Source organism: Pseudoduganella flava (assembly GCF_007830495.1).
Lineage (GTDB): Bacteria > Pseudomonadota > Gammaproteobacteria > Burkholderiales > Burkholderiaceae_D > Rugamonas > Rugamonas flava.
Window position 1 is genome coordinate 228,795 of record NZ_VLKW01000004.1, and the last position, 19,540, is coordinate 248,334.

The window sequence follows — 19,540 nt, forward strand, 5'->3', positions numbered from 1 at the left end:
GAAACGCATGGCTGCACAAAACAACGCCCCATTACCGGATGGGCTGGACTTAGCTGGATACCGCATTGTAAAGAAAATTGCGTCCGGCGGGTTCAGTATCGTCTACCTCGCCTATGACGCGCAGGGCAATGCGGTGGCCATCAAGGAGTATTTACCAAGCGCGCTGGCATTGCGTCAAGAGGGCGAATTAGCGCCATCTGTGTCAAAAAACAACCTCCCGGTCTTCAGAATAGGGCTGAAATGCTTTTTCGAGGAGGGCCGCGCGCTGGCGAAAATCGCCCATCCGAATGTTGTAAGAGTGCTTAATTTCTTTCGTGCGAACGACACCGTGTACATGGTGATGGCGTATGAATCCGGTCATACGCTGCAGGATCATATCGGCCGGCAGCGCGCAAAAGGCGGAAAAATCGGCGAGGCATTTATCCGCCAGGTATTCACGCAGGTGCTGAAAGGCTTGCGCGAAGTGCACGCGAACCAGCTGCTGCACCTGGACCTGAAGCCCGCCAACATCTACCTGCGCACCGACGGCACGCCGATGCTGCTCGATTTCGGCGCGGCCCGCCAGACGCTGGGCTCCGAGGCACTGACGTTGACGCCGATGTACACGCCCGGCTTCGCCGCGCCGGAGCTGACGGTGAAGACGCATCCGCTGGGGCCGTGGACCGACGTGTATGGCATCGGCGCGGCGATGTTCGCCTGCATGGCCGGCTCGCCGCCTCAGCCGGCCGAACAGCGCCGCCAGGACGACCGGATGGAAGAGCACTACGCCCGCCTGGAACAGCGCTATTCGCCGGAGCTGGTGCGGCTGGTACGATGGGCGCTGGCGATCGATCCGCTGGCCCGTCCGCAAAGCCTGTTCGAGCTGCAGAAGGCGCTGCAGGCCGTGCCGGCCGCGCGCCCGGCGGTCGCACAGGAGCCGGGTGCGGCGGGCCCGTTCGGCCGCCTGCGCGCGCTGGCGCGGCGGCTGCGCGGCAGTCCCGACGAACCGTCCGACACATTGCAGGGCTAGGAGGCCCACATGCAGTTCTCCGTCTACCAGGAAAGCCATATCGGCGGCCGCAAGGTCAACCAGGACCGCATGGGCTACAGCTTCACGCGCGATGCGCTGCTGCTGGTGCTGGCCGACGGCATGGGCGGCCACCTGCGCGGCGAGGTGGCCGCGACGATCGCCTTGCAGACCATCTCCACGCTGTTCCAGCAGCAGGCCAACCCGTACGTGAAGGGCCCCGAGCGCTTCCTCGAGGACGCGTTCCTGGCCGCGCACCGCGAAATCCACCGCTACACGGCGGCCCACGGCCTGCCGGAAACGCCGCGCACGACGATCGTCGCCTGCGTCGTGCAGCACAACACGGCCACGTGGGCCCATTGCGGCGACTCGCGGCTGTACTGGCTGCGCGGGGACCGCATCGTGGCGCGCACGCGCGACCATTCGCACGTGGAGAACCTGATCGACAAGGGCAAGGTACCGCCGGAGGCGCGCTACACCCATCCCGATCGCAACAAGCTGTACAACTGCCTGGGTGCCAACGGCGCGCCGAAGGTGGAGCTGTCGGCGCCGGCCAGCCTGCGGCCCGGCGACGTGATGCTATTATGCTCGGACGGCTTGTGGGCCGCCGTGCCCGAGGAAGACCTGGTCGCCACGCTGGCGCGGGAACCCGTGGTGCGCGCCGTGCCCGAGCTGCTGCAGACGGCCTTGCGCTGCTCCGGCAGCATGAGCGACAACGTCACCGGCCTGGCGATCACGTGGCAGGGCACGTCCGCAGGCGACGACCTGCCGGCGGCCGCCGGCTCGACGCTGATCTCCACCGAGACCCTGCCGGGCGACCTGCACAGCACGACGATCGCGCCGGCCGACCCGTTCGACGAAGCCGAAATCGACAAGGCGATCGCGGAGATCCGTGGCGCCATCGAAAGATCATCCCAGTTACTCAAATAGGAATGCCAATGACTGTAGAAACCCGTCCCAGCGGCCGCGCATGCGACCAGTTGCGCGCCGTGCGCCTGACCCGCCGTTACACCAGGCATGCGGAAGGCTCCGTGCTGATCGAATGCGGCGACACGAAAGTGATCTGCACCGCCAGCATCGAGGAAAAGGTACCGGGCTTCCTGAAGGGTAAAGGGCAGGGCTGGCTGACGGCGGAATACGGCATGCTGCCGCGCTCCACGCACTCGCGGATGGACCGCGAAGCGGCGAAGGGCAAGCAAAGCGGCCGCACGCAGGAGATCCAGCGCCTGATCGGCCGCTCGCTGCGCGCCGCGTTCGACCTCGCCGCGTTCGGCGAACGCACGCTGCACCTCGACTGCGACGTGATCCAGGCCGACGGCGGCACGCGCACGGCGTCGATCACGGGCGCGATGGTCGCCGCCCACGACGCGTTCGCGCAGCTGGTCGCGAAAGGCTTGATTCCGGCGATCCCGCTGAAGCACTTCGTGGCGGCCATCTCCGTCGGCGTGTATAAGGGCACGCCGGTGCTGGACCTGGACTACGTCGAAGACTCCGACTGCGACACGGACATGAACGTGATCATGACGGACGCCGGCCACTTCGTCGAAGTGCAGGGCACGGCCGAAGGCGCCGCGTTCGACCGCGCCACGATGAACCGGCTGCTGGACCTGGCCGAAGGCGGCATCCGCGACCTCGTCAAGCTGCAAAAGCAGGCGCTGGAGCTGGCGGAGTAAAATCGCGGTTTTTATGAACAGGTGTCGGACACCGGTGCCTGACACCGGTGTCTGGCACCTGCTGCACCCATGACTCAAAAACTCGTTCTCGCCTCGAACAACGCAGGCAAACTCAAGGAATTCAACGCGCTGTTGTCCACTGTCGGCTTCGACGTCCACGCCCAGGGCGAGTTCGGCGTGCCGGAGGCGGAGGAGCCGTTCCACACGTTCGTCGAGAACGCGCTGGCCAAGGCGCGCCACGCCGCGCGGCTGACCGGCCTGCCGGCACTGGCCGACGACTCGGGCGTCTGCGTCAACGCGCTGGGCGGCGCGCCCGGCGTGTACTCGGCGCGCTATGCGGGCGAGCCGAAGTCGGACGCGCGCAACAGCGCGAAGCTGGTCGCCGACCTCGCGCAGCATGACGACAAGTCCGCGTACTACTACTGCGTGCTGGTGTTCGTGCGCCATGCGGACGACCCGCAACCGGTGATTGCCGATGGCATGTGGCGCGGCGTGATCCAGGCGGAGGCGCGCGGCGAAGGCGGCTTCGGCTACGACCCGCACTTCTACATCCCGGAACTGGGCAAGACGACGGCCGAGCTGGCGCCGGAAGTGAAGAACCGCCTGTCGCACCGCGGCCAGGCCTTGCGTGCGTTGGTCGAGAAACTGAAATGATCCCCATCAAACCCGTCGGGGTGCCGGTCGGCCCCACGCGCACGATCGATGCGGCGGCCGGCGTCGCCGCCCAATACCTGCAGCCCGGTGCGCTGAACCTGACGGCGCTGCCGCCGCTGGCGCTGTACGTGCACTGGCCGTGGTGCGTGCGCAAATGTCCGTATTGCGACTTCAACTCGCACGAAGCGAAGGGCGAGGTGCCCGAGAAGGAGTACCTCGACGCGCTGCGCGCGGACCTGGAGATGGCGCTGCCGCTGATCTGGGGCCGCAAGATCCATACGGTGTTCATCGGCGGCGGCACGCCGAGCCTGATGTCGGCGGCGGGACTGGACCGGCTGCTGTCGGACCTGCGCACGTTGCTGCCGCTGGACGCCGAGGCCGAGATCACCATGGAAGCGAACCCCGGCACGTTCGAGGCGGAGAAGTTCAGGAGCTACCGGGCGAGCGGCATCAACCGGCTGTCGATCGGCATCCAGAGCTTCAACGGCCGGCACCTGCAGGCGCTGGGCCGCATCCACGACGAGGGCGAGGCGCGTCGTGCCGTCGAGATCGCGCTGGCGAACTTCGACAACTTCAACCTCGACCTGATGTACGCGCTGCCGGAGCAGACGCTGGAAGAAGCGCGCACGGACCTGGCAACGGCGATGTCGTACCAGCCGCCGCACCTGTCGCTGTACCACCTGACGATGGAACCGAACACGGTGTTCGCGAAGTACCCGCCGAACCTGCCGGACGACGACACCAGCGCCGACATGCAGGACCTGATCGCCGAGATGACCGGTGCCGCGGGCTACCGCCACTACGAGGTGTCGGCCTATGCGCAACCAGGCCGTCAGGCCAAGCACAACCTGAACTACTGGCAGTTCGGCGACTACCTCGGCATCGGCGCCGGCGCGCACTCGAAGCTGTCGTTCCCGCACCGCGTGCTGCGACAGGCGCGCTACAAGCAACCGAAGTCGTACATGGAGCAGGTGGCGAACGGCACGCCGGTGCAGGAAGAGCACGAGATCGGCCGCGCCGACATGGGCTTCGAGTTCATGCTGAACGCGCTGCGCCTGCAGGACGGCTTCGCGCCGAACCTGTTCACCGAGCGCACGGGGCTGGCGCTGAACGTCATCGAAAAACAGCTGAACGAGGCGGAAGGCAAGGGCCTCATCTATCGCGACCACATGGTGATCCGGCCAACCGAGCTGGGGCACCGGTTCCTCAACGACCTGCAGCAGATATTCCTGGGTTGACGGCTGGACACGGACTCGGCAGTTGCGATCAGTTGGGTCCGTGTCCCTCTGGGGTCTGACCCCAGAGGGACACAAGCTGAACCGTAGGGTTAGAACTCGCCTGCCACCTTCACATCCGGCTGCTCCACCCAACGCGCCAGCGCTTCCGCCATTCGTTCGCTTTCGCCGATCGCATACGTCCAGTCGCGGATGCGGGCGGCGTGGTCCTGGCCGTAGTGCTTGAAGTCGCTGCGGTCCGGCAGTTTGCGGTTCGGCAGCCGGGCGATGAACGATGGCGACGGCGACACGAGCATCACGTTTTCCAGAGCCGGATCGGATGCGGATTCGCGTGCACGCCGCCACGGCAGCGATTTGTCGAGCCAGCCGGGGACGATGTGGTCGGTGAAGTGCGGGTACAGCACCAGGTCCGGGTCGCGCTGGTACGGCAGGTGCAGGTGGTAGTCGATCAGGCCGCCGTCCCAGTACGCGCCCGGCGGTGCGCCGGCGATGTCGTGCACCGCCTGCAGCACGAATGGGATTGAGCCGGAGGCCAGCAGCGCGTCGCGCAGGTTCGCTTCCGTCAGCGTGGCAAAGCGCGGCGGGAACGCATCGAAGCGCTCGCGCAGCCAGGCCGACGGATCGCGCGCGTCGTGGAACAGCACCCGCTCCATCGCGCCGGCCAGCCGCTCACGCGAGACGGCATTGCCCGCCGCGGCCAGCAGGAAGCCGGTCATCTCGCGCCAGCGCACGCCGCCGGCGGCGGCTAGCGGCCCCGTACCCCGCGCCGTGATCGCCGTCACGCGGTAGTGCGGGTGCGCCAGCATCTCGCCGGCGTGACCGTCCAGCACCTCGTCCAGCAGACCGCGCACGGTGCGCGTGACGTAGGCCGCATCGACCTTTGCTGGGTAAGTCTGGTGTGCGTAATGGTGCGCCAAGCGTTTGTGGCCGGCGACGGGATCGGCCAGTGCCGACACGGCCATCCGCCACGCGCCGATCGATGCGCCGATCAGGCGGCGTTCGCGCGGCGCACTCGGCAACCAGTCGCCGAACAGCCACTGGTCGATGCCGTTCAGGATCAGCCCTTTCGGCCCCCCGGCGGCGGCAGGGATGATGGCGATGTCCGCAGCCCGCAGGCCGTCGGCGGCAATGCGCCGCCGCGCCCGGGAACCCAGGCGTATCGTGATGGGAGAATCCATGGGAAGTCGGGAATAGAGCGGGGGAGGAGGGCGGAGCAGGCGCTCCGCCCCGTTACTTCATTGCTTCAAGCCGCCGCCGAGGGCGCGGTACAGGTCGATGGCGCTCGTCGTGCGCAGCAGGCGCGCCTGCACCAGCTGCTGCTCGGCCGAGAACAGCTCGCGCTGGGCGTCCAGCACGTCCAGCGTGCTGGCGACGCCGTTCTCGAAGCGCAAGGTCAACAGCCGCAGGCGCTCGGCCTGCGCGTCCTGGATCGCCCGCTGCGCCGCCACCTGGTCGGCGAGATAGCTGCGCGCGGCCAGCGCATCGGCCACTTCGCGGAACGCCGTCTGGATCGTCCGTTCGTAGTCGACCACCGCGATATTCTTGCGCACTTCGGCCAGGTTCAGGTTGGCGCGGTTGCGGCCCGCGTCGAAGATCGGCAACGTCAGCTGCGGCGTGAACGACCACGTGTCGTTGCCGCTGTCGAACAGCTGCGAGAACGCCGGGCTGGCGCTGCCGATCGCCGCCGTCAGCGAGATGCGCGGGAAGAAGGCCGCGCGCGCCGCGCCGATGTTCGCGTTGGCGGCGCGCAGCCGCTGCTCGGCCGCGCGGATATCAGGCCGGCGCGCGATCAGGTCGGACGGCAAGCCTTCCGGCACGCTGCTCATCGCATCGATCTGCGCATCGTCGGCCATATTGCCCGATGCCGCTTGCGCGGGCGGCGCGCCGACCAGCAACGTCAACGCGTTCTCGGCCTGCGCCCGCTGGCGGGCCAGGGCCAGCGCGGATGCGCGTGCTGTTTCCATCAGCGTCTCGTTCGAGCGCAGGTCCAAGAGCGACGAGGCGCCCACGTCGACGCGCTGGCGCGTCAGTTCATAGGTGCGCCGCCGCGCTTCATACGTGCGCTGCGCCAGGGCCAGCTGCTCGGCATAGGCGCGCTCCGTGAAGTAGGCCTTCGCCACTTCCGCGACGAGGCTGATCTGCGCCGCCTGGCGCGCTTCGTCGGTGGACAGGTATGTGGCCAATGCCGCTTCGGACAGGCTGCGCACGCGGCCAAAGAAGTCCAGCTCGAACGCGGGGATCGACAGGCCGGCATTGAACTGCTCGCCGATCGTCGGCTGTCCAGTGGCCGGGTTCTGGAACCCCGGCGTGCGCGCCAGCGTGCCGGACAACCCGGCATTCAGGTTCGGCAGCCGGTCGGCGCGGGTGATGTTGTACGCCGCGCGGGCTTCCTCGATGCGCAGCGCGGCAGTGCGCAGGTCGCGGTTGTTGTCCAGGGCCGTGGCGATCAGCTGTTGCAGCCGCTGGTCCGCGAAGAATTCGCGCCAGCCCGTATCGACGGCGTCTTTCGCGCCCGCCCCCGGCCCGCCCTTGCTGTCGGCCGCCGGGGGATTGGCGGGGAAGGCGCTGGCCACCGGGGCGGACGGGCGTTCGAAGGTGGGCGCCAACGAGCAGGCCGACAGCAGGCCGGCGGCGAGCAGGGCGCCCGTCAGTTTCAGGATATTGTTGTTCATTGCTTGGTCTCCGGCAGGTCCAGTTCATGCGCGGCGAGGCGGCGCTGCCGCTCGCTGCCTTTGAAGATGCGGCGGATCACGACGAAGAAGACGGGCACGAGGAAGACGGCCAGCACGGTCGCCGTGATCATGCCGCCCATCACACCGGTGCCGATCGCGCGCTGGCTGGCCGAGCCGGCGCCACTGGCCACGACGAGCGGCAGCACACCGAGGATGAACGCGAGCGACGTCATGATGATCGGGCGGAAGCGCAGGTGCACCGCTTCCAGCGTCGCCTCGATCAGGCCCATGCCCTGCGCCTGCAGGTCCTTGGCGAACTCGATGATCAGGATCGCGTTCTTCGCCGACAGGCCGATGATGGCGATCAGGCCGACCTTGAAGTACACGTCGTTCGGCAGGTCGCGCAGGTGCGCACCGAGCAGCGCGCCCAGCACGCCCAGCGGCACGACGAGCAGCACGGCGATCGGGATCGATTCGCTTTCATACAGCGCCGCCAGCACGAGGAACGCGGCCAGCAGCGACAGCGCGAACAGCATCGGCGCCTGCGAGCCGGAGGTGCGCTCTTCCAGCGACTGGCCGGTCCAGTCGATGCCGAAGCCCGGCGGCAGCTGGGCTGCCAGGCGTTCCAGTTCGGCCATCGCGTCGCCGGTGCTGTAGCCTGGTGCCGCATCGCCCGTCAGCTTGATCGCCGGGTAGCCGTTGTAGCGGATCAGCTGCACGGGGCCGTTGATCCAGCGCGTCGTCGCGAACGCGGCGAACGGCACCATATTGCCGGAAGTGCCGCTCTTCACGTTCAGCCGCAGGATGTCCTCCGGCTGCATGCGCCGGCTCGCGTCGGCCTGCACGATCACGCGCTGCTGGCGGTTGCTGCTGTTGAAGTCGTTCACATACGACGAGCCGAGGCCCGCCGACAGCGTCGTGTTGATGTCGGCGAACGACACGCCCAGCGCCTGTGCCTTGTCGCGGTCGATGTCCAGCATCAGCTGCGGCGCATCTTCCAGCCCTTCGGGCCGCAGCCCTTTCAGCACGGTGCTCTTCGCGGCCATGCCCAGCAGCTGGTTGCGCGCATTGATCAGCGCTTCGTGACCCAGCGAGCTGCGGTCCTGCAGGCGCGCCGTGATACCGGTGGCGTTGCCCAGTTCGCGGATCGGCGGCGGCGACAGCGGGAACACGATCGCATCCGGAATGCCGGACAGCGCGCCGAATGCGCGGCCCGCCAGGTCCGTCGCGGACTGGCCCTTGCCGCGCTCCTTCCAGTCCTTCAGCGGCACGAACACGAGGCCCGCGTTCTGGCCGTTGCCGGAGAACGAGAAGCCTGCCACCGCGATCGTGCGCGCCACTTCCGGCTGCGCGCGGAAGTACGCGTCGACCTTGGCCAGCACGGCTTCCGCGCGGGGCCGCGTGGCGCCCGGCGGCAGCTGCACGTTGGTGATGATGTAGCCCTGGTCCTCGTTCGGCAGGAACGACGACGGCAGCTTCACGTACAGCCAGGCGACGATCGCCAGCAGCGCGACGAAGATCAGCATGAAGCGGCCGGTGCGCGTGAGGATGCGTGCGATCAGGCCTTGGTAGCCGCTCGCCGTGGTGGCGAACTTGCGGTTGAACCAGCCGAAGAAGCCGCGCTTCTCGACGTGGTGGCCCGCTTCGACGGGTTTCAGGATCGTCGCGCACAGTGCCGGCGTCAACGTCAGCGCCATCAGCGCGGAGAACGCCATCGCCGACACCATCGACAGCGAGAACTGCCGGTAGATCGCGCCCACGGCGCCGCCGAAGAACGCCATCGGCACGAACACGGCGATCAGCACCAGCGTGATGCCGATGATCGCGCCGGTGATCTGCGACATCGCCTTGCGCGTCGCATCGCGCGGCGACAGGCCTTCCTCGCTCATGATGCGCTCGACGTTCTCGACGACGACGATGGCGTCGTCGACCAGGATGCCGATGGCCAGCACCATGCCGAACATCGTCAGCACGTTGATCGAGAAGCCGGCCAGCTGCATCACCGCGAAGGTACCCAGCAGCGCGACGGGCACGACGATCGTCGGGATGATCGTGTAGCGGAAGTTCTGCAGGAACAGATACATCACGAGGAACACCAGCACCACCGCCTCGAGCAGCGTCTTGACCACTTCCTCGATCGAGATCTTCACGAACGTGGAGGTATCGTACGGCACCGTGTACTTCAGGCCCGGCGGGAAGAATTTCTGCAGCTCGTCCATCTTCGCCTTGACCAGGTTCGCCGTCGCCAGCGCATTACCCGTCAGCGACTGCTGCACGGCGATCGCCACGAACGGCTGGCCGTTCAGGCGCGCGCTGATGTTGTAGTTCGAGCCGCCCATCTCCAGGCGCGCGACGTCGCCCAGCTTGACGGTCGAGCCGTCCGGATTGGCGCGCAGCACGACCTTCTTGAACTGGTCGACGGACGTCAGCTGGCCCGTCACGACAACCGGCGCCTGGTACGCCTGCGAGGCCGGGTTGGGCAGGTCGCCGATCGTGCCGGACGTGACCTGCGCGTTCTGCGCGCGGATCGCCGCCGTCACGTCGCTCATGTTCAGCTTGTAGCCGGTGAGCTTGTTCGGATCGACCCACACGCGCAGCGCGCGCTCGGTACCGAACAACTGCGCCTGACCGACGCCGGGGATGCGCTTGATCTCGTTGACGATGTTACGCGCCGCGTAATCGCCGATCGCGGTCGGGTCCATCCGCCCGTCGGTCGAATACACGCCGACGAACATCAGGATGTTGGAACGGGCCTTGTTGACCTGCACGCCCTGTTGCGTGACAGCCTGCGGCAGCCGCGATTCGACCCGCTTGATGCGGTTCTGCACGTCCACCGCGGCGATGTCCGGGTTCGTGCCCGGCACGAACGTGACGGTGATCGTCACGCCACCGGCCGCATTGCTCTCGGACTCCACGTATTGCAGGCCTTCGGCGCCGTTCATCTCCTGCTCGATGACGCTGGTCACGGCGTCGTCCAGCACCTGCGCCGTGGCGCCCGGGTAGTTCGCCGTGACGACGATCGACGGCGGCGCGATGGTCGGGTATTGGGCCACGGGCAGCACCGTGATCGCCAGCACGCCACCCAGCAGGATGAACAGCGCGATCACCCATGCGAACACGGGGCGGTCGATGAAGAAGCGTGGCATTTACGCCCCCTTCGCGGCCGTGGCTGCGGCCGCCGGCGCGCTGCCGGGTGCACCGCTTGGTGCACCACCGGGCGCCGCGCCGTTCTGGGCCGGCTGCCACGGTTGCGGGTTCACCTGCGCGCCCGGCTTGGCCTTCTGGAAGCCTTCCACGATGATGCGCTCGCCGCCTTTCAGGCCGGAGTTGACGATCCACTTGTTCTCCAGCGATTCGGAAGCCTGCACCGGCTGGGCGATCACCTTGTTGTCGGCGCCGACGATCATCACCGATGCGCCTTCCGCGCTGCGCACGATGGCCTGCTGCGGCACCGTGATCGCCGCCTCGTTGATACCCTGTTCGAGGCGGGCGCGCACATACATGCCCGGCAACAGCGCGCGCTTCGGGTTCGGGAATTCGGCGCGCAGCGACACGGTGCCGGTGCTTTCGTCCACCGAGGCGTCCGAGAACAGCAGCTTGCCCGCGTTCGGGTAGGCCTCGCCGTTTTCCGTCACGAGCGTCACGCGCGCCTGGTCCTTGCCCACGCTTTTCAGGCGGCCGCTGGCCAGCGCCTGGCGCAGCTGCTGCAGTTCGGTGGAGGACTGCGTGATCGTCACGTAGATCGGGTCGAGCTGCTGCACCAGCGCCATCGGCGTGGCCTCTCCCTGGCCCACCAGCGCGCCTTCGGTGACGAGCGCGCGGCCGACGCGGCCCGAGATCGGCGCCGTCACGGTCGCGTAACCGAGGGTCAGGCCGGCCGTCTGCCTGGACGCCTTCGCGTTGGCGAGATCGGCGGCGGCCTGCTTCTGCGCGGTGATCGCGTCGTCGTATTCCTGCTGGCTGACGGCCTGCGCCGCCAGCAGCGGCTTGTAGCGCTTCACCTTCAGGTCGGCCTGGGCCAGGTTCGCCTCGGCCTTTTCGACGGCCGCCTGGGCGCTCGCGTAAGTCGCCTGGAACTGCGCGGGATCGATCCGGAACAGCACCTGGCCGGCCTTCACGTCCGAGCCTTCCTCGAACACCCGTTTCAACACGATGCCGGCGGTCCGCGCCCGCACCTGCGCCACGCGATAGGCTTCCACGCGGCCGGGCAGCTCGTTCGTGACGGCGACGGCGGCGGGAGCGACGGTGATGACGGAAACGGTGGGTGGGGGCGGGGCGGGAGGCGCGGTGTCTTTTTTACCGCATGCCGCGAGCAGCGACAGGACGACGAGGGCGACGGGTGTGCAACGAGGAACAGATCTCATGGATGGATGTCTCGCGAAAAAATAAGATGGTCGTGCTTTCCCTTATGCGCGGGGTGTGGAAGGGAAGTGAAACATTGTATATCACGTATAAAAGTAACGTTTTGTACATGCGAAGAAAATAAAAAAGGGAGCCGAAGCTCCCTTTTTCCCGTCGCGCGGCGAATCAGCGCATCGCGGAAACGATCTGTTTCAGCTTGTTCGAGTCGGCGCAGAACGCGCGGATGCCTTCGGCCAGCTTCTCGGTGGCCATCGCGTCCTCGTTCAGCATGAAGCGGAACGTCTTTTCGTCGACCGTCATCTTGCCTTGCGTGCCGGCGGCATCGGCCGTCAGCTTGCGCTCGACCGGCTCGTTCGAATCGGCCAGTTTCTGCAGCAGGTCCGGGCTGATCGTCAGCAGGTCGCAGCCGGCCAGTTCCAGGATCTGGCTCGTGTTGCGGAAGCTCGCGCCCATCACTTCGGTGTCGTAGCCGAACTTGCGGAAGTAGTTGTAGATGCGCTTCACGGACTGCACGCCCGGATCTTCCGCGCCCTGGTAGTCGAGGCCAGTCTGCTTCTTGTACCAGTCGTAGATGCGGCCGACGAACGGCGAGATCAGCTGCACGCCCGCCTCGGCGCAGGCGATCGCCTGCGGCAGCGAGAACAGCAACGTCAGGTTACAGTGGATCATTTCCTTCTCGAGGATCTCGGCGGCCTTGATGCCTTCCCACGTGGAGGCGATCTTGATCAGCACGCGCTCGCGGTCGAAGCCGGCGCGCTCGTACAGGTCGATCAGCTCGCGGCCCTTCTGCACATTGGCCTCGACGTCGAACGACAGGCGCGCATCGATCTCGGTCGAGACGCGGCCCGACACGATCTTCAGGATCTCGCCGCCGAACGAAATCAACAGGCGGTCGATGATCTCGCCGGTGGACGCGTTCGGATTGTCGCGCACGGCCTTTTCCAGCAGCGGCTTGTATTCGTCCTTCTGCACCGCCTTCAGGATCAGCGAAGGATTGGTGGTGGCGTCGCGCGGCGCGTACGCCTTGATCGATTGGAAGTCGCCCGTATCGGCGACGACGGTGGTGTATTGCTTGAGCTGTTCGAGTTGATTCATGACTGGGCCGGCTGGAGAAAATCGGGGCAAAGACGCTATTGTACCGAAATGCGCAGCCCAAAAAGTTTCCAAAATTCGGGGACTGTCCCTCGATTTTGGAAATATTTTCGGAACTGCAAGCTCCCGGCTGGGGTATCCTTGCTCTCCATGAAACACATCGCAGTCATCGGTGGTGGCGTCACCGGCGTGACGACCGCCTACGCGCTGGCCAGGTGTGGCGTCGCCGTCACGCTGTTCGAGCGCCACCGCTATCCGGCCATGGAAACGTCGTATGCCAACGGCGGCCAGCTGTCCGCGTCCCATGCGGAGGTGTGGAATCACTGGGCCACGGTGAAGAAGGGCCTCGGCTGGATGCTGACGAAGGATGCGCCGCTGCTGCTGCATCCGGCGCCCACGTGGCACAAGGTGGCGTGGCTGGCGCGCTTCGTCGCGGCGATCCCCCGCTATCGCGACAACACGGTGGCGCTGGCGCGCATGGCGATCGCCGCGCGCGGGCACCTCTTCGCGTGGGCGGGCGAGGAGGGGATCGACTTCGACCTGCGCCGCGAAGGCATCCTGCACCTGTACCGCGACAAGGCCGGCTTCGACCATGGGCAGGACGTGAGCAGGCTGCTGGCCCGGGCGGGGCTGGCGCGGCGGGCCGTGACGCCGGCCGAGATGCGCGCGATCGAGCCCGCGCTGACCGGCACCTATTACGGCGGCTTCCACACGGACAGCGACAGCAGCGGCGACATCCACAAGTTCACGGCCGGCCTGGCCGATGCATGCGCGCGGCGCGGCGTGCGGTTGCTGTGCGAGCGCGACGTGCTGGCGCTGGTGCCACGCGAGGACGGCATCGACGTCGACGTCGCGCACGGGGGCGAGCGCGCCACCCAGCGTTTCGACGCGGCCGTCATCTGCGCCGGCACCGCCAGCCGCGCATTGGCGCGCATGGTGGGCGATCGCATCGACGTGTATCCCGTCAAAGGCTATTCGATCACCGTGCAGCTGGACGATGCCGCCAGCCGCGCGGCCGCGCCGACAGTGAGCCTGGTCGACGACGCCGGCAAGCTGGTCGCCAGCCGCTTCGGTGCGGACCGCTTCCGTGTCGCCGGCACCGCGGAGCTGGCCGGCTTCGACCGCGACATCCGCGCGGACCGCATCCGGCCGCTCGTCGAGTGGGTGCGCAACGAGTTCCCCGGCGTGCGCACGGAGTCCGTCATCCCGTGGGCGGGTTTGCGGCCGATGATGCCGGACTTGCTGCCGCGCGTCGGAAGAGGGAAGAGCCCGCGGGTGTTCTACAACACGGGGCATGGGCATTTGGGCTGGACATTGGCGGCGGCCACCGCGGTCGACGTGGCGCGGCAGATCGTGCCCGCCGCCGTGCCGGAGCGCGGCGCCGCCGCCGTGGGCTAGACGCCGGCTAGGCCGCCGGGAACATCACCCGCACCAGCAAGCCGCCGCCCGGCGCATCGTCCAACGCCAGCGCGGCGCCATGCAGCGCCGCGATATCGGCGACGATCGCCAGCCCCAGCCCCGCGCCCCCCGGATTGCTCTGCAGCGAGGAAGACGCGCGGTAGAACGGCGCGAACACCCGCTCCCGTTCCGCCTCGGCGATGCCGGGGCCGCTGTCTTCCACTTCCAGCACAGGGCCGTCGGCTGTCGCACGCACGCGCAGCACGACGGTGCCGCCCGCCGGCGTGTAGCGCAGCGCATTGTCGACCAGGTTCGCCACCAGCTCGTGCAGCAGCAGTTCCTGCCCCGCGACCTCGATCTCCTGGTCCGCTTCCAGCGCCAGGTCGATCGAAGCACGTACGGCGTTCGGCGCCAGTTCCAGCGCCACCTGCTGCACCAGCCCGCGCAGCGGCACCGGCGCGGCCAGGTTGCCTTTGCTGTGTTCAATCCGCGCCAAGGTCAGCAGGCGATTGGCCAGGTGCACGGTGGAGTCGGTGGTCGCGGCGATGCTGTCGAGCAGGCCGGCCAGCGCCGGCGGTGCACCGTGCCGGTCGACCTCGCGCTGAGCCAGTTCCGTTTGCGTGCGCAGCACGGCGAGCGGGGTGCGTAGCTGGTGCGAAGCGTCGGCGATGAAGCGCCGCTGGCTGCTGATCAGGCCCTGGATACGCGACATCGATGCGTTCATCGCCGCCACCAGCGGACGCACTTCCTTGTGCACGAGGGCGGGATCGAGGTCGGACAGGTCGGACACGCTGCGCGACTCGACCTCCGCCTTCAGCCGCATCAGCGGCCGCAACACGAGCCGCACGGCGAACCAGATCAGCAGCGCCGCGGCCAGCACGAGGCCGGCCTGCCACAGCACCGTGTCGAGCAGGATCTTCGTCGTCAGGCCTCGCCGCGCATCGAGCGTTTCGCCCACCTGGATCAGCGCGATGCCGCGCATCGTGTCGTCGTACACGGGCTGCAGCAACGCCGCGATGCGGATCGGCTGGCCGTTGTACTGCGCGTGGTAGAAGCGCACCAGCGCGGGATAGCTTTCCGAACGCGGCACGCCGGGCGGCACGGGCGGCAGGTCGTCGTAGCCGGACACCGTCTCGCCGCGCAGCCCCGTCACCTTGTAGTAGATGCGCCCGAGCGTATCGGTCTCGAAGCTGTCCAGCGCAACGTACGGCACGTCCGCGACGACCTTCCCGCCGACGATCGACACGCGTTCGGCGAGTGCGCGGGTGGACGCCAGCAGCGAGCGGTCATAGGCCGCATCGGCCGCATCGACGGCGTTGTGGTAGGCCGACACCGTGTTCAGCACCTCGAGCACGATCAGCGGCAGCAGCAGCCAGCGCAGCAGCTGGCCGCGCAGGCTGCCGGCCGCGGTATCGGGCAGGCGTTTCGCCAGCCCGCCTGCCAGTCGTCCTGCGAGCCGCATGTCAGCCGGCGTCGCGCGATTGCAGCAGGTAGCCGATGCCGCGCAAGGTACTGATGACGGCGGCGCCGGGCTGCGCGCTGTCGAGCTTCTTGCGCACGCGGTGGATGTACAGCTCGATCGCATCGAGGTTCGCGTCGTCCGCCAGCGCGAACACTTCGTCGAACAGCTTTTCCTTCGCTACCGCGCGGCCGCTGCGGGTGATCAGCGCTTCCAGTACGGCGTGCTCGCGCGGCGTCAGCGCCAGCGCGTTGCCGTAATACGTGAACTGGCGCGCCACCGTGTCGAACGCCAGCTCGCCGCAGCGGTACACCAGCGCCTCGTTGCCCAGGCCGCGCCGCAGCAGCGCCTTCACGCGCGCTTCCAGTTCGACGAGCTCGAACGGCTTGGCCAGGTAATCGTCGGCGCCCAGGTTCAGGCCCTGCACGCGGTCTTCCAGGCCACCGCGCGCCGTGAGGATCAGCACCGGCGTCTTGCCGCGTGCGCCGCCGCGGGAACGCAGGCGCTTCAACACATCCAGTCCATCCATCTTCGGCAGCGTGAGGTCGAGGATCACCAGCGCGTAATCCTGCGTGTGCAGCAGCGCGTCCGCATCGGCGCCGTTGTTCGCGCACTCCACCGTCAGGTGCGCGTCGCGCAAGGCCTTCGCGAGCCAGTGCTGCAGTTCGGTGTGGTCTTCTACGAGGAGGATGCGCATCGTGGATTCGATTGGAAGCGTGAAAGCATTTTGAAAGGTTGGCGATTCTATAGTACGTTCATGCCCCGCAACGAGGGCATGGCAGTACGACTATAAACCCAGGAGACAGTCTGTGAAAAGAACTTCCATCGCCATGGCGGCCCTGCTGGCCGCCGGGGCAGCACACGCCCAATCGTCCGTTACCCTCTACGGTTTGCTCGACCTCGGCATCGACTATTCGTCGAATGCGAACGCCAACGGACATTCGCTCACTCGCGTCAGTTCCGGCGGCATGAACACGTCGCGCTGGGGCGTGCGCGGCAGCGAAGACCTCGGCGGCGGCCTGAAAGCCGTCTACCAGCTGGAGGGCGGCATCCTGATGGACACGGGCGCCGCGGACGGCAACCTGTTCAAGCGCCAGGCCAATGTGGGGCTCGAAGGGCGCTACGGCCGCGTGGTGCTTGGCCGTTCGTTCACCAGCGTGTACGACACCGTGATCCGCTTCGACCCGATGGGCTTTGCGCCGTTCTATTCGTGGGCGACGACGGGCAATGCGACGGGCTCCAGCAAATACGGCATGACGACGGGCTTCGACAACCTCGTCAAGTATTCCGGCAGCACGGGCAACTTCAAGTACGGCGCGTCGTACGGCTTCGGTGAACAGACCAGCGGCACCCGCGACAGCGCGAAGTTCGCCAGCGCCGTCAGCTACGAGAGCGAAGGCCTGGGCCTGATGGCGACGTGGGAGCAGATCAACGGCAACACGCTGGTGGACACGGGCCGGCGCGACCGCACCCGCGTCTATCACCTGGGCGGCTATTACGAAACGGGCCGGGTGAAGTTCTACCTGTCCACCCGCGGCTACACGCAGGAACCGGGCAAGGTGGCGCCTGACGTGAAGGCCAACACGGTGTGGACCGGCATCGCCTACAAGCCGGTGCCGAACGTGACGCTGACGGGCGCCGTGTACTACGTGAACGTGAAGAACGTGGCCGTCGATGCGGATCCGCTGATGTACGTCGCGCGCTACCGCTACGCGCTCTCGAAGCGCACCGACCTGTATGCGACGCTCGCCTACGCAAAGGCCAAGCACGACCAGCTCGTCGGCCTGTCGCGCGACGATGCGGGCTTCGGCGATACCCAGCGCGGCGCGATGGTCGGCATCCAGCACAGGTTCTGACATGCGCAACCTGGCCACGCTGATCGTCGCATTGCTCTTTGCCGGCACGGCCGCAGCGGCGACGCCCGGCGAAGTCGAATGCATCGTGCCGTCGAAACCGGGCGGCGCGATGGACCTCACGTGCAAGCTGGTGCGCGACGGCCTGCGCCAGTTGCCGGACCAGGCGCAGCGCCCGCTGCGCCTGCGCTACCAGCCGGGCGGCATCGGCGCCGTCGCGTGGCATTCGCTGATCTCGTCGCGCCGGGCCGACCCCGATACGCTCGTCGCGTTTTCCGGCGGCTCGCTGCTCAACCTCGCGCAGGGCAAGTTCGGCAAGGCCACGCCGAAGGACGTGCGCTGGGTTGCGGCGCTGGGCACCGACTACGGCATGATCGCCGTGCGGCCGGATTCGCCGTACAAGACGTTGCCGGACCTCGTCGATGCGCTGCGCCGCGACCCGGGCAAGGTGCTGATCGGCGTCTCGGGCACGATCGGCAGCCAGGACTGGCTGAAGATGGCGATGCTGGTGAAGGCTGGCGGCATCGATCCGAAAGTGTTGCGCTTCGTCGCGCTCGAAGGCGGCGGCGAAGCGTTCACCGCGATGCAGGCCAACTTCGTGCACGTGGTCTCTGGCGACACGTCCGAAGCGCAGCTGATGGCCGCGCAGGGCAAGGTGCGCGTGCTCGCGGTACTGGCCGAGCGCCGCCTGCCCGGCGCGCTGGCCGCCGTGCCGACGGCGCGCGAACAAGGCTACGACGTGGTGTGGCCGACGATCCGCGGCGTGTGGATGAGCCCCCAGTCGTCGGAAGCGGACTACCGACGCTGGGTCGCCACGTTCGACCGGATGATGGCCACGCCCGAATTCGACCGCCTGCGCGCCGCGGCGGGCATGTATCCATTGAGCCTGACCGGCCAGGCATTGACCGACCACGTACAACAAGCCGTCGACGATTACCGCGTGCGCGCCGCCCAGTTCGGGCTGTTGCGCTGAACTTATAACAGGAGACAAACCATGATTAAGATGACCGCCACGATCGCTGGCATGACCTTGTGCGCTGCCGCGCTGGCACAGGCGCCGGCCGGCTATCCCGCCGACTACCAGAAGCTGATCGACGCCGCGAAGAAGGATGGCAAGCTGGTGGTGTACGGCGCCACGGACAGCAAGGCCACGCAACCGCTGATCCGCGACTTCAACGCGCTGTACCCCGGCATCACCGTCGAGTACAACGACATGAATTCCACCGAGGTGTACAACCGCTTCATTTCCGAGATGGCCGCCGGCGGCAACACGGCCGACGTGATGTGGTCGTCGTCGATGGACCTGCAGATGAAGCTCGCTTCGGAAGGCTATGCGCTGCAATACAAATCCGTCGAGACGCCGAACATCCCCGGCTGGGCCGTGTGGGATGCGAAGGCCTATGGCACGACGTTCGAGCCGGCGGCGATCGTCTACAACAAGCGCCTCGTCGACGCCAAGGAAGTGCCGCAGACGCACGACGATTTAGTTAGGCTGTTGCAGCAGCCGAAGTTCCGCGACAAGATCACCACCTACGACATCGAGAAATCGGGCGTGGGCTTCATGTTCATGACGCGCGACGCACAGACGTATCCGAAGTTCGCCGAGCTGCGCAACGCGTTCGGCGTGGCGAAGGTGCGCGTGCAGTCGTCGACCGGCACGATGATGGAGCGGATCTCGTCCGGCGAGAACCTGTTGGGCTACAACGTGCTGGGTTCCTATGCGCTGGTGCGCGCGAAGACGGATCCGTCGATCGGCGTCGTGCTGCCGAAGGACTACACGCTGATCATGTCGCGCGTCGTGTTCATTAACAAGTCGGCAAAGAACGTCAACGCCGCCAAGCTGTGGCTGGACTACATGCTGTCGAAGCGCGGCCAGACGGTGATCGCCAACGAGTCGAAGCTGTATGCGATCCGCGCCGACTTGACGGGCGAGACGACCAGCGCGGACCTCGTCAAGCAGGTGGGCCAGGACAAGCTGAAGCCGATTCCCGTGCACCCCAGCGTGCTGCAGGACCTGGTGCCGGCCAAGCGCATGGCGTTCCTGAAGCAGTGGAAAGACACGGCCGGCAAGAAGTGAGCTGATCATGCAGACCGTCCTCCATCAACCGATCGCGCACCAGGCCGTGCCGGCGCTGC

16 protein-coding genes are annotated in these 19,540 nt (G+C 67.1%); 9 read left to right on the forward strand and 7 right to left on the reverse strand.

What is annotated here, in order from left to right:
• Window positions 1-7 precede the first annotated feature (7 nt).
• The 5 genes from IP92_RS12700 (at window position 8) to hemW (ending at window position 4,571) form a co-directional block, all read left to right on the forward strand.
• On the forward strand, window positions 8-1,009 hold the full coding sequence (locus IP92_RS12700) for a serine/threonine-protein kinase (RefSeq protein ID WP_145875314.1): 1,002 nt from the start codon (window positions 8-10) through the stop codon (window positions 1,007-1,009).
• Window positions 1,010-1,018: 9 nt separating this feature from the next.
• Window positions 1,019-1,936, forward strand: coding sequence for a PP2C family protein-serine/threonine phosphatase (locus IP92_RS12705; RefSeq protein WP_145875316.1), 918 nt, complete (start codon window positions 1,019-1,021; stop codon window positions 1,934-1,936).
• Between the two features lie 8 nt (window positions 1,937-1,944).
• Window positions 1,945-2,679: a ribonuclease PH gene (rph, locus tag IP92_RS12710; protein ID WP_145875319.1), complete on the forward strand. Its 735-nt coding sequence runs from the start codon at window positions 1,945-1,947 to the stop codon at window positions 2,677-2,679.
• Between the two features lie 69 nt (window positions 2,680-2,748).
• A complete protein-coding gene (rdgB, locus tag IP92_RS12715) occupies window positions 2,749-3,333 on the forward strand; it encodes an RdgB/HAM1 family non-canonical purine NTP pyrophosphatase (RefSeq protein ID WP_145875320.1) in 585 nt (194 codons plus the stop codon).
• Window positions 3,330-4,571 (forward strand): radical SAM family heme chaperone HemW, encoded by a 1,242-nt coding sequence (gene hemW / locus IP92_RS12720; RefSeq protein WP_145875322.1) that lies wholly within the window; start codon window positions 3,330-3,332, stop codon window positions 4,569-4,571. Before rdgB ends, hemW begins: the two co-directional genes overlap by 4 nt.
• 89 nt (window positions 4,572-4,660) lie before the next feature.
• Here hemW and IP92_RS12725 read toward each other — a convergent pair whose 3' ends face one another.
• The 5 genes from IP92_RS12725 to tal all read right to left on the reverse strand — a co-directional run bounded on the left by IP92_RS12725 (window position 4,661) and on the right by tal (window position 12,697).
• On the reverse strand, window positions 4,661-5,746 hold the full coding sequence (locus IP92_RS12725) for a patatin-like phospholipase family protein (RefSeq protein WP_145875325.1): 1,086 nt from the start codon (window positions 5,744-5,746) through the stop codon (window positions 4,661-4,663).
• Window positions 5,747-5,803: 57 nt separating this feature from the next.
• Entirely contained in the window at window positions 5,804-7,240 is a 1,437-nt protein-coding gene (locus IP92_RS12730) for an efflux transporter outer membrane subunit (RefSeq protein WP_145875326.1), read from the reverse strand.
• The gene (locus IP92_RS12735) at window positions 7,237-10,386 is read right to left on the reverse strand and encodes an efflux RND transporter permease subunit (protein WP_145875328.1); all 3,150 of its coding nucleotides are present in this window, start codon (window positions 10,384-10,386) and stop codon (window positions 7,237-7,239) included. The genes IP92_RS12730 and IP92_RS12735 overlap by 4 nt, the downstream gene beginning before the upstream one ends.
• Complete coding sequence (locus tag IP92_RS12740; protein WP_145875330.1) at window positions 10,387-11,604, reverse strand: efflux RND transporter periplasmic adaptor subunit; 1,218 nt, start codon at window positions 11,602-11,604, stop codon at window positions 10,387-10,389.
• Between the two features lie 163 nt (window positions 11,605-11,767).
• A complete protein-coding gene (tal, locus tag IP92_RS12745) occupies window positions 11,768-12,697 on the reverse strand; it encodes a transaldolase (protein ID WP_145875332.1) in 930 nt (309 codons plus the stop codon).
• 147 nt (window positions 12,698-12,844) lie between these two features.
• Here tal and IP92_RS12750 point away from each other — a divergent pair, with 147 nt between their 5' ends.
• Window positions 12,845-14,092: a D-amino acid dehydrogenase gene (locus IP92_RS12750; protein WP_145875334.1), complete on the forward strand. Its 1,248-nt coding sequence runs from the start codon at window positions 12,845-12,847 to the stop codon at window positions 14,090-14,092.
• A gap of 7 nt (window positions 14,093-14,099) precedes the next feature.
• Here the strand turns inward: IP92_RS12750 and IP92_RS12755 are convergent, their stop codons facing one another.
• Entirely contained in the window at window positions 14,100-15,554 is a 1,455-nt protein-coding gene (locus IP92_RS12755; RefSeq protein ID WP_145875337.1) for a sensor histidine kinase, read from the reverse strand.
• 1 nt (window position 15,555) lies between these two features.
• Entirely contained in the window at window positions 15,556-16,248 is a 693-nt protein-coding gene (locus tag IP92_RS12760; protein WP_145875339.1) for a response regulator, read from the reverse strand.
• Window positions 16,249-16,360: 112 nt separating this feature from the next.
• On the opposite strand from IP92_RS12760, the gene IP92_RS12765 reads away from it, so the two are divergent.
• Genes IP92_RS12765 through IP92_RS12775 form a run of 3 tightly spaced genes read left to right on the forward strand, consistent with a single transcriptional unit; the run spans window position 16,361 to window position 19,481 of the window.
• Entirely contained in the window at window positions 16,361-17,407 is a 1,047-nt protein-coding gene (locus IP92_RS12765; protein ID WP_145875342.1) for a porin, read from the forward strand.
• 1 nt (window position 17,408) lies between these two features.
• Window positions 17,409-18,377, forward strand: coding sequence for a tripartite tricarboxylate transporter substrate binding protein (locus IP92_RS12770; protein ID WP_145875344.1), 969 nt, complete (start codon window positions 17,409-17,411; stop codon window positions 18,375-18,377).
• A gap of 21 nt (window positions 18,378-18,398) precedes the next feature.
• Entirely contained in the window at window positions 18,399-19,481 is a 1,083-nt protein-coding gene (locus IP92_RS12775) for an ABC transporter substrate-binding protein (RefSeq protein WP_145875346.1), read from the forward strand.
• Window positions 19,482-19,540: the final 59 nt, after the last annotated feature.

Coding starts and splice junctions, on each gene's coding strand:
- IP92_RS12700 (WP_145875314.1), top strand. CDS start 8: ATGGCTGCACAAAACAACGCCCCATTACCGGATGGGCTGGACTTAGCT.
- IP92_RS12705 (WP_145875316.1), top strand. CDS start 1,019: ATGCAGTTCTCCGTCTACCAGGAAAGCCATATCGGCGGCCGCAAGGTC.
- rph (WP_145875319.1), top strand. CDS start 1,945: ATGACTGTAGAAACCCGTCCCAGCGGCCGCGCATGCGACCAGTTGCGC.
- rdgB (WP_145875320.1), top strand. CDS start 2,749: ATGACTCAAAAACTCGTTCTCGCCTCGAACAACGCAGGCAAACTCAAG.
- hemW (WP_145875322.1), top strand. CDS start 3,330: ATGATCCCCATCAAACCCGTCGGGGTGCCGGTCGGCCCCACGCGCACG.
- IP92_RS12725 (WP_145875325.1), bottom strand. CDS start 5,746: ATGGATTCTCCCATCACGATACGCCTGGGTTCCCGGGCGCGGCGGCGC.
- IP92_RS12730 (WP_145875326.1), bottom strand. CDS start 7,240: ATGAACAACAATATCCTGAAACTGACGGGCGCCCTGCTCGCCGCCGGC.
- IP92_RS12735 (WP_145875328.1), bottom strand. CDS start 10,386: ATGCCACGCTTCTTCATCGACCGCCCCGTGTTCGCATGGGTGATCGCG.
- IP92_RS12740 (WP_145875330.1), bottom strand. CDS start 11,604: ATGAGATCTGTTCCTCGTTGCACACCCGTCGCCCTCGTCGTCCTGTCG.
- tal (WP_145875332.1), bottom strand. CDS start 12,697: ATGAATCAACTCGAACAGCTCAAGCAATACACCACCGTCGTCGCCGAT.
- IP92_RS12750 (WP_145875334.1), top strand. CDS start 12,845: ATGAAACACATCGCAGTCATCGGTGGTGGCGTCACCGGCGTGACGACC.
- IP92_RS12755 (WP_145875337.1), bottom strand. CDS start 15,554: ATGCGGCTCGCAGGACGACTGGCAGGCGGGCTGGCGAAACGCCTGCCC.
- IP92_RS12760 (WP_145875339.1), bottom strand. CDS start 16,248: ATGCGCATCCTCCTCGTAGAAGACCACACCGAACTGCAGCACTGGCTC.
- IP92_RS12770 (WP_145875344.1), top strand. CDS start 17,409: ATGCGCAACCTGGCCACGCTGATCGTCGCATTGCTCTTTGCCGGCACG.
- IP92_RS12775 (WP_145875346.1), top strand. CDS start 18,399: ATGATTAAGATGACCGCCACGATCGCTGGCATGACCTTGTGCGCTGCC.